Raw genomic sequence first — 6,812 nt, 5'->3', positions numbered from 1 at the left:
CACAAAGTATGAGCAAAGCGGAGTATCCGTATGATAATGCCCCTATGGAACGATATTTCAACACTTTGAAAAACGAACGCATTTACCTATACGAATATGATACCGAGGAATCCCTGTATCAAGCGGTAGAGGAATTTGCATATGTGGAATACAATCATGTACGTCCTCATAGTTTCAATGGTTATTTAACGCCCTACCAGGCTAGAATTGCATAATGCGATAACCGGATTGGATTGCTTGGCTACTCTTTGGCAGGAACCTTTCACGTATGTCAAGGAGGTAGCTGCCAAAGGCAGTGCAAAGCAGCTTTTACATACCCTGGAGACTCCTGCATGATCCAAGCAGCAATCCAATATATTTTTAGCCACAAATGTTACAAACATGCTTGACCACAACAAATCTCTCCAAACTTTAAACGGGTTTAGAGGAAATAGATGTAATCAGACATGGGACAACCGCCCACCGAAACACCGTTTTTTTCGGTGAACTAGTCTATTATAAAGAAAGAGCCAATGATTTTCTCCGCAAAACACAGAAAAGGTCAATCCGCACAAGGCAGATTGACCTGAATGACAAGGATGTTCCTTGTGCTTCTATATGTGATTGCTCCTATCACACCTACTTTTTATACGATGCGTTAATGATTTAGAAAGATAATGTCCTGTCCAAATCATCAATTCCATGATAGCAATATAATCGCCAAAGAAGAAAATGATCGGCTCATCAAAATCAAAAAAAACAAATGGTGTCTGTAAAAACAGGTAGGTTAGAATCTTTCGGTGGATCAGGGCATACACACCATAGGCTGCAATCAGAAGCCCTGCTGCACGGATACTACATACTCTCAGTTTTGACGGCTTTCCTCGAAGCTTTCGTGCCATTCCCAAAATCATATTCCAATGAAGACCCAGGTGAAAAGAGAACAGGAAGAATCCCCAATAGGCGCAAAGCATATGCAGCGTCCTCCCCAAGCTGCGACCGCCGCTGATCGGCAGAAATTTGAACACCTCGCGAGAGATTAATACTGCGCTGACCATAAGCCCTATCATTGCAAGGAAAACCAGACCTGCGCTCACAGTCTGCAAGATACGATATGGTGTGTATCGACCATGAAATAGATTTTCCGTCCACTTTCGATTTAAGATATGATGGACGATAAACAGCACGAACATCCCGGCCCCGATCCACTCATGAGCCGTTCTGCCGATCAGTTCAAAGGCCATAAGCAGCATCAGAAGGATGGTCATGCCAAGATCCACTGTGATTTTTCCAATCATTTTTGGCCTCATTGGTCTGACCTCCTGTTCTCCAATTTTATTTTATTTGATGAAATTTGTTCGTTCCGGCGTTTCCTGTGGGGGCAGCGGCACCAGTTTGCTGCCGACTTCCTTACACTTAAGAAAATAAGCCATATTATGGCCAAGGGTTCGCAAGGTGTAAATGCCCTCCCGATCCTGCAGCACCTCATCCGGGGTGGTTCCGTGTACCATGTTCCAATAGCGTGAGGTGATAATCGGCATCTGCATCAGGCCAAAATATTTATTGACCTGATCCCAGGCAGCCGTGGTTCCGGCCCGTCTGGCCGACATGACCACCGCCGCAGGCTTCAGGTAGAAGCGTCCGCCGCCTCCATTCAAATCTGCATAAAAAGCGCGATCCAAAAAGGAAGTGAGTGCGCCGGATGCTCCCGCCCAGTGAACCGGTGTGCCGAATACAAAGCCATCATAATCCTCTGCCAGTGATAAAAATTCGTTCACCGTGTCTTGAAACACGCAATGGCACAGATCATTGCACTTGTGGCAGGCGACACATCCGGAAAGAGGCTTATTCCCAATCCAGAAAATATCGGTATCAATCCCGTTCTGATTAAGCGCCTCTGACACCGTACACAGCGCCGTATAGGTGCAGCCCTCCCGATGAGGGCTGCCGTTTACCAGTAATACCTTCATGATTCGATTTCCTCCTTGCTATGCGACAAGATCCAGTTTAAAATATCCTTTTCCTCAAACACTACGTTTCCGCCGCCATGGTAGTTACCGGTAATGCCGCGGTCTGCAAACCATTCGTCATCCGGCATCTGGATTTGCAAAATTTCGCCGATCTGTCCCTCGCTCCATCCGGCCGCAATGTAAGCATCATGGAGACTGTTATAGTCGCTTCTTGCCCTTTCCGATCCGTAATACTCATCATGCTCAGCCATAAAGATATACACTGCCACGCCGTTTTGGACAACAGGAGCATAGTCCCCGTCCCACTGGGACGCTCCATGCAGATAGGCCGCGTAAAGGTCCGGACGCATGGCTACTGCCTGTGACATGGTTTCTCCGCCTGCGGAGTAACCGGCCGCATAAATACGGCTCTGATCTACAGAAAAGTGGTCCATAAAGTATTCTGTTAGCTCAATGGCCTGCCGGGCTGATGTTTCGTGCCAATCGGTAAGCTGGGCTGAAACAACAATCATCTCCTCCGGGAGCTCTGTCCAGCACAAGAAGCCAGCCCAGTTCAAATTGGAGCCGGAGGATTCTTCTCCGAACCACATCATGTCATATCCCGGCATAACCATCATCAACGGATATTTCTTTTGTGGGTCATAACTTTCCGGGAGATAGTAGCTGTAATGGATGGTTCCGGTTTCTCCTTCCAGAACCTGTTCTGGGATGATTCCTGTTTCCGCAGATTGTACATCTTCTTCGGAAGAAGTATCGCTTTCCACCAGTGCGGACGGCACCGTCGCTTCCGGCTGCACAGTATCAAAGGAGACTGCACAGCCGGTAAAAGCCGCAAGGACCAGAACTACACACAATATCAAGAAAAAGAGCATATATCCTTTTCTCAGTTGCATTTGCTCACGCTCCCCTTTTAAACGATCCGTGTTTTGCCCATATTGGTCAGCATTTCCACTGTGGCAGGGTTGTAGTGGTCAAAAAACAGGCTCTTTCCTTCGTCCAGTTCACGGATAGCGTTCATTTCAGCATCGCTGAGGACAAAATCGAATACATCCAGGTTCTGTTCCATCCGTTCTTTATGGGTGGATTTAGGGATCACCACTACATCGGACTGAATCAGGAACCGCAGGGCTGTCTGCGCGGCAGTTTTGCCATATTTTTCTCCAATCCCTATAAGCACCGGATTGGTAAAGCAGCTTTTTTTGCCTTCCGCAAAGGGCCCCCAGGCTTCGTGCTGCACGCAGTATTTTTTCATATACGCATGAGCGGTTTGCTGCTGCTGGAACACATGGGTCTCCACCTGGTTTACCATGGGCTTGATCTCAGCGAACTGGCACAGGTCGATGAGCCGATCAGGATAAAAATTTGACACACCAATGGCCTTGAGCTTTCCCGCCTTATATGCTTCCTCCATAGCGCGATATGCGCCGTAGTAATCGCCAAAGGGCTGATGGATCAGCATCAGGTCAATGTAATCGGTTTTCAGCTTCTGCAGGGATTTGTCAATGGATGCCTTCGCTTTTTCGTAGCTGGCGTTGGACATCCAGATCTTTGTAGTGAGGAACAATTCCTCTCTGGGGACATCACATTTCTGGATGGCGTTGCCTACTGCCTCCTCGTTTCCATAGGACTGGGCTGTATCAATGGAGCGGTAACCTACCGAAATGGCATCCTGTACACAGCGCTCACATTCTTCATTAGCAACTTGGAAAACTCCGTACCCCAGCTTCGGCATTTTGACTCCGTTATTTAATGTTACATATTCCATAATCTATGACTTCCTTTCCGTAGATTCGTAGCACTTCTCTGGACTCTGCCAAGAGAAACTTTCTTATTTCTGATTCTATTGTAAAGGCTCTGACGAGGTTACAGAAGTCTCGATTGGTTACGCAGTTTTAACCGAAAGGTTTATGCTTTATATGCAAAAAGGTGCCGGAAGTTTCCGACACCTTTTCTATAATCTATCATCGGTTATACCTGAGCCACAGCACATCTTCATTCATAGCCTTTGCCTCTGTGAGATGAAACGCCACAGGGCCACTATGTGGTAAAAACTCCGACTGTTCAAAGATAGAAACCGATTCGGTTCCACCGTCTGCCACTGGGGCAATGACCAGGCTCAGTTCGTCGATCAGCCCCGCAGCGAGAAACGACCAGTTGACGGTGCCGCCGCCCGCCACCATCAGCTTCTCTATGTCAAATAAATTACGCAGTTTCTGTAAAAGAAGGGGGCAGTCCAGCCGGTCTTTCCCTGCGAACACATAGGAGACCCCTTGCTTTTGTAGATAAGCGAGATATGCCGGCGACGCCTGCTCAGTCAGTGCCTCGATCACATGGGCGGCAGGGCGTCCCTTCTTCCCAATGGCGGAGGAGGAAAACGCCAGTTCTCCCACAGGGTCCACGGATACAATGAAATTACCCAGAGCTTTTACCGTGGGATTCACCCAGTCCTTTTTGGGTGGTAAAACATTACCGGCAGAAAGCGCGCCGACCCGTCCGTCGGCATAACCGCCCAGCATGGTAGTTGTGCCGTACAGGGTGGCCTGACAGCCATAAAAATTCCGCAGCTCGCCATAGGCTTTGAGTGCCGGAGCTGCCTCCGGCGCACCGAAGAAAGCCCCGTCAATTTTCCCGTCCAGGGAAGCGAGCATATGGCACACAACAAAAGGCCGCTCCATATTATTCTTCTCCATAGACGTCCTTCGCCATCCGCAGGGCGGCCCATGCCTTGGGCCATCCGGCGTAAAATGCAAGCTGGGTCAGGGCCTCGCTCATTTCCGTGGCGGTCACGCCGTTTGCCTTCGCCCGTTCGATATGATGGAGAAGCGAAGTATCCAGAATCCCGCTGGCCACCAGAGCGGATACCGTGATCAAGCTGCGGTCACGGGGCGAGAGCTTATCTTCCCGCGACCAGACCTCTCCAAAAAGGACATCATCGTTGAGTTCCGCAAATTTGGGAGCAAATTTACTCATGGCATCTCTGCCTGCTGTTACTTTATCCATACTGATCCATTCCTTTCGCACAAATTTATTTCAGTTTCGTATATTCCGCTTCATCCACAGGTTCCAGCCACTCCGCTTTAGACCCTGGAACGGAAATCGCCACATGGGCAAACCAACTGTCCGGAGCGGCTCCGTGCCAGTGCTTTACTTCCGGCGGGATGTTGACTACATCGCCGGGGTGCAGTTCTTCGGCGGGCTTGCCCCATTCCTAATAGTATCCGCGTCCTGCTGTACAAAGCAGGATCTGTCCGCCGCCATGGTGGATATGCCAGTTGTTCCGGCAGGCCGGCTCAAAGGTGACATTGGCGACAGAAACGCCCATGTCGCTTAAAGGGCAGAGATAGCTGGCTCCGCTGAAATACTGTCCGGCTACTGTGTTGGGATCGCCCTGTGGGAACAGATTTTGAAATTCCTTGCTCATATCATTCGCCCCCTTATTTCAACTTGCCGCCATCGCTGAACGCATTGCCCACACGCTCACCCAGCACATGATAACCATTGTTTGCGGGTTCAAAAGAAATTGGATGAAATTTGCCCATATCCAGTTTTCCCTCGCTGCTCAGTGCGCTTTCGTCAATGCTCACGTTCACGATTTTGCCGATGATATTGCCATCCTCGTTCACTTTCAGGAATTTACACTCCAGCACCACCGGCAGCTCATCAATAAGAGGAGCGTCCACAAACTCGCTCTTTGTAGTATGGAAACCGGATTTCTCCATCTTTTTCGGTTCGTTATTGGCGGATGCCATTCCCACATAATCTGCGGGGATGATATGGGCAGCGTCAGCAAAGCTGACCGTAAAGGCACCTTTTGCCTGGATGTTCTTTGTGGTCTTGTGGCCGGCGCTCAGGCACAGCACCACCTTATCGGCATCATAGAGGCCGCCCCAGGCGGCGTTCATAGCGTTTGGCGCACCGTTTTCATCGTAGGTGCCGATAATAAGCACCGGGAGCGGATAAAACCATGATTTTGTTCCAAAATTCTTACGCATTGCAAATCCCTCCTTATTTCTGCTCGTCTACAGGCGGCACCATTTCCACATACTTTTTCAGCATTTCCGGTGTGCTGGTGTAATAACGCTTCTGCTTGTCCAAGGCGGTGATTTTTGCCATTTCATCATCCGTCAGCGCAAAATCAAACAGGTCGAAATTGTCCTTGATATGAGCCGGATTTTTAGAGCCGGGGATCACGATATTGCCATCCTGAATGTGCCAGCGCAGGATAACCTGGGCATTGCTCTTGCCATACTTTTTGCCCAGTTCCGTGAACAACGGCTCCTGCTGCAATGCTTTGTCCCCATGGCCCAGAGGATACCATGCCTGGATGACGATGCCTTCTTTATCCAGGAACTCCTTCAGCTTCTTTTCCTGAGAATAGGGATGCACTTCTGTCTGAAGAACTGCGGGCTTCACTTCACAAATATCCAAGATCTCCTGAATCTGCTTCTCGTTGAAGTTGGAGAGCCCGATGGCCTTTACCTTGCCCTCTTTATATGCCTTTTCCATAAGGCGGTAACCTGCCACATAATTGCCCGCAGGCTGGTGAATGAGAAGCAGGTCGATGTAATCCGTATCCAGACGCTGCAGCGTTTTTTCTACCGCGTCCCCCTGCTCATAGAAGCTGGGCCACAGCTTTGTTTCCAGAAAGATTTCTTCCCGCTTTAGGCCGGAGCGTTTCATGGCCCGGCCCACGGCCTTCTCGTTCACATAGGCGTTTGCCGTATCAATCAATCGGTAACCGCACTGGAGGGCGGAGAGCACAGAAGCCTCAGCCTCGTCAGGGGTGAGCAAAAAGGTGCCGATCCCGGCCATGGGCATTTTGATACCGTTGTTGAGTGTTGCGTATTCCATTTGAAAATCCTC

The 6,812-nt window shown here is 49.5% G+C and carries 10 protein-coding genes; 1 reads left to right on the top strand and 9 read right to left on the bottom strand.

What is annotated here, in order from left to right; genetic code table 11:
• Nucleotides 1-215: integrase core domain-containing protein (locus tag B5E53_RS10965; RefSeq protein WP_140401484.1), on the top strand; the 215-nt coding region annotated here is incomplete at its 5' end.
• A gap of 378 nt (nucleotides 216-593) precedes the next feature.
• Here B5E53_RS10965 and B5E53_RS10960 read toward each other — a convergent pair.
• From B5E53_RS10960 to B5E53_RS10920, 9 genes are all read right to left on the bottom strand, one after another.
• Nucleotides 594-1,289, bottom strand: coding sequence for a DUF4405 domain-containing protein (locus tag B5E53_RS10960; protein WP_087314949.1), 696 nt, complete (start codon nucleotides 1,287-1,289; stop codon nucleotides 594-596).
• A gap of 30 nt (nucleotides 1,290-1,319) precedes the next feature.
• Nucleotides 1,320-1,949, bottom strand: a complete 630-nt coding sequence (locus tag B5E53_RS10955) for a flavodoxin family protein (protein WP_087314947.1) — start codon at nucleotides 1,947-1,949, stop codon at nucleotides 1,320-1,322.
• Nucleotides 1,946-2,842 (bottom strand): prolyl oligopeptidase family serine peptidase, encoded by an 897-nt coding sequence (locus B5E53_RS10950; RefSeq protein ID WP_242963637.1) that lies wholly within the window; start codon nucleotides 2,840-2,842, stop codon nucleotides 1,946-1,948. Before B5E53_RS10950 ends, B5E53_RS10955 begins: the two co-directional genes overlap by 4 nt.
• 17 nt (nucleotides 2,843-2,859) lie before the next feature.
• On the bottom strand, nucleotides 2,860-3,714 hold the full coding sequence (locus B5E53_RS10945) for an aldo/keto reductase (protein WP_087314945.1): 855 nt from the start codon (nucleotides 3,712-3,714) through the stop codon (nucleotides 2,860-2,862).
• A gap of 196 nt (nucleotides 3,715-3,910) precedes the next feature.
• Nucleotides 3,911-4,639: a RibD family protein gene (locus tag B5E53_RS10940; RefSeq protein WP_087314943.1), complete on the bottom strand. Its 729-nt coding sequence runs from the start codon at nucleotides 4,637-4,639 to the stop codon at nucleotides 3,911-3,913.
• Nucleotides 4,626-4,949, bottom strand: coding sequence for a carboxymuconolactone decarboxylase family protein (locus B5E53_RS10935; RefSeq protein WP_087314941.1), 324 nt, complete (start codon nucleotides 4,947-4,949; stop codon nucleotides 4,626-4,628). The genes B5E53_RS10940 and B5E53_RS10935 overlap by 14 nt, the downstream gene beginning before the upstream one ends.
• A gap of 208 nt (nucleotides 4,950-5,157) precedes the next feature.
• On the bottom strand, nucleotides 5,158-5,370 hold the full coding sequence (locus B5E53_RS20140) for a hypothetical protein (RefSeq protein ID WP_343215638.1): 213 nt from the start codon (nucleotides 5,368-5,370) through the stop codon (nucleotides 5,158-5,160).
• Between the two features lie 13 nt (nucleotides 5,371-5,383).
• Entirely contained in the window at nucleotides 5,384-5,941 is a 558-nt protein-coding gene (locus B5E53_RS10925; RefSeq protein ID WP_087314938.1) for a flavin reductase, read from the bottom strand.
• A gap of 13 nt (nucleotides 5,942-5,954) precedes the next feature.
• Nucleotides 5,955-6,800 carry an aldo/keto reductase gene (locus B5E53_RS10920; protein ID WP_087314936.1) on the bottom strand — a complete coding sequence of 282 codons (846 nt, stop codon included), beginning with the start codon at nucleotides 6,798-6,800 and terminating at the stop codon, nucleotides 5,955-5,957.
• Between the last annotated feature and the right edge of the window lie 12 nt (nucleotides 6,801-6,812).

The sequence above is a fragment of the Eubacterium sp. An11 genome (genome assembly GCF_002161065.1).
GTDB classification, from domain to species: domain Bacteria; phylum Bacillota; class Clostridia; order Lachnospirales; family Lachnospiraceae; genus Anaerobutyricum; species Anaerobutyricum faecale.
Note: the sequence above shows the minus strand (reverse complement) of the source record. Positions and strands in the feature narration are given on the sequence as shown.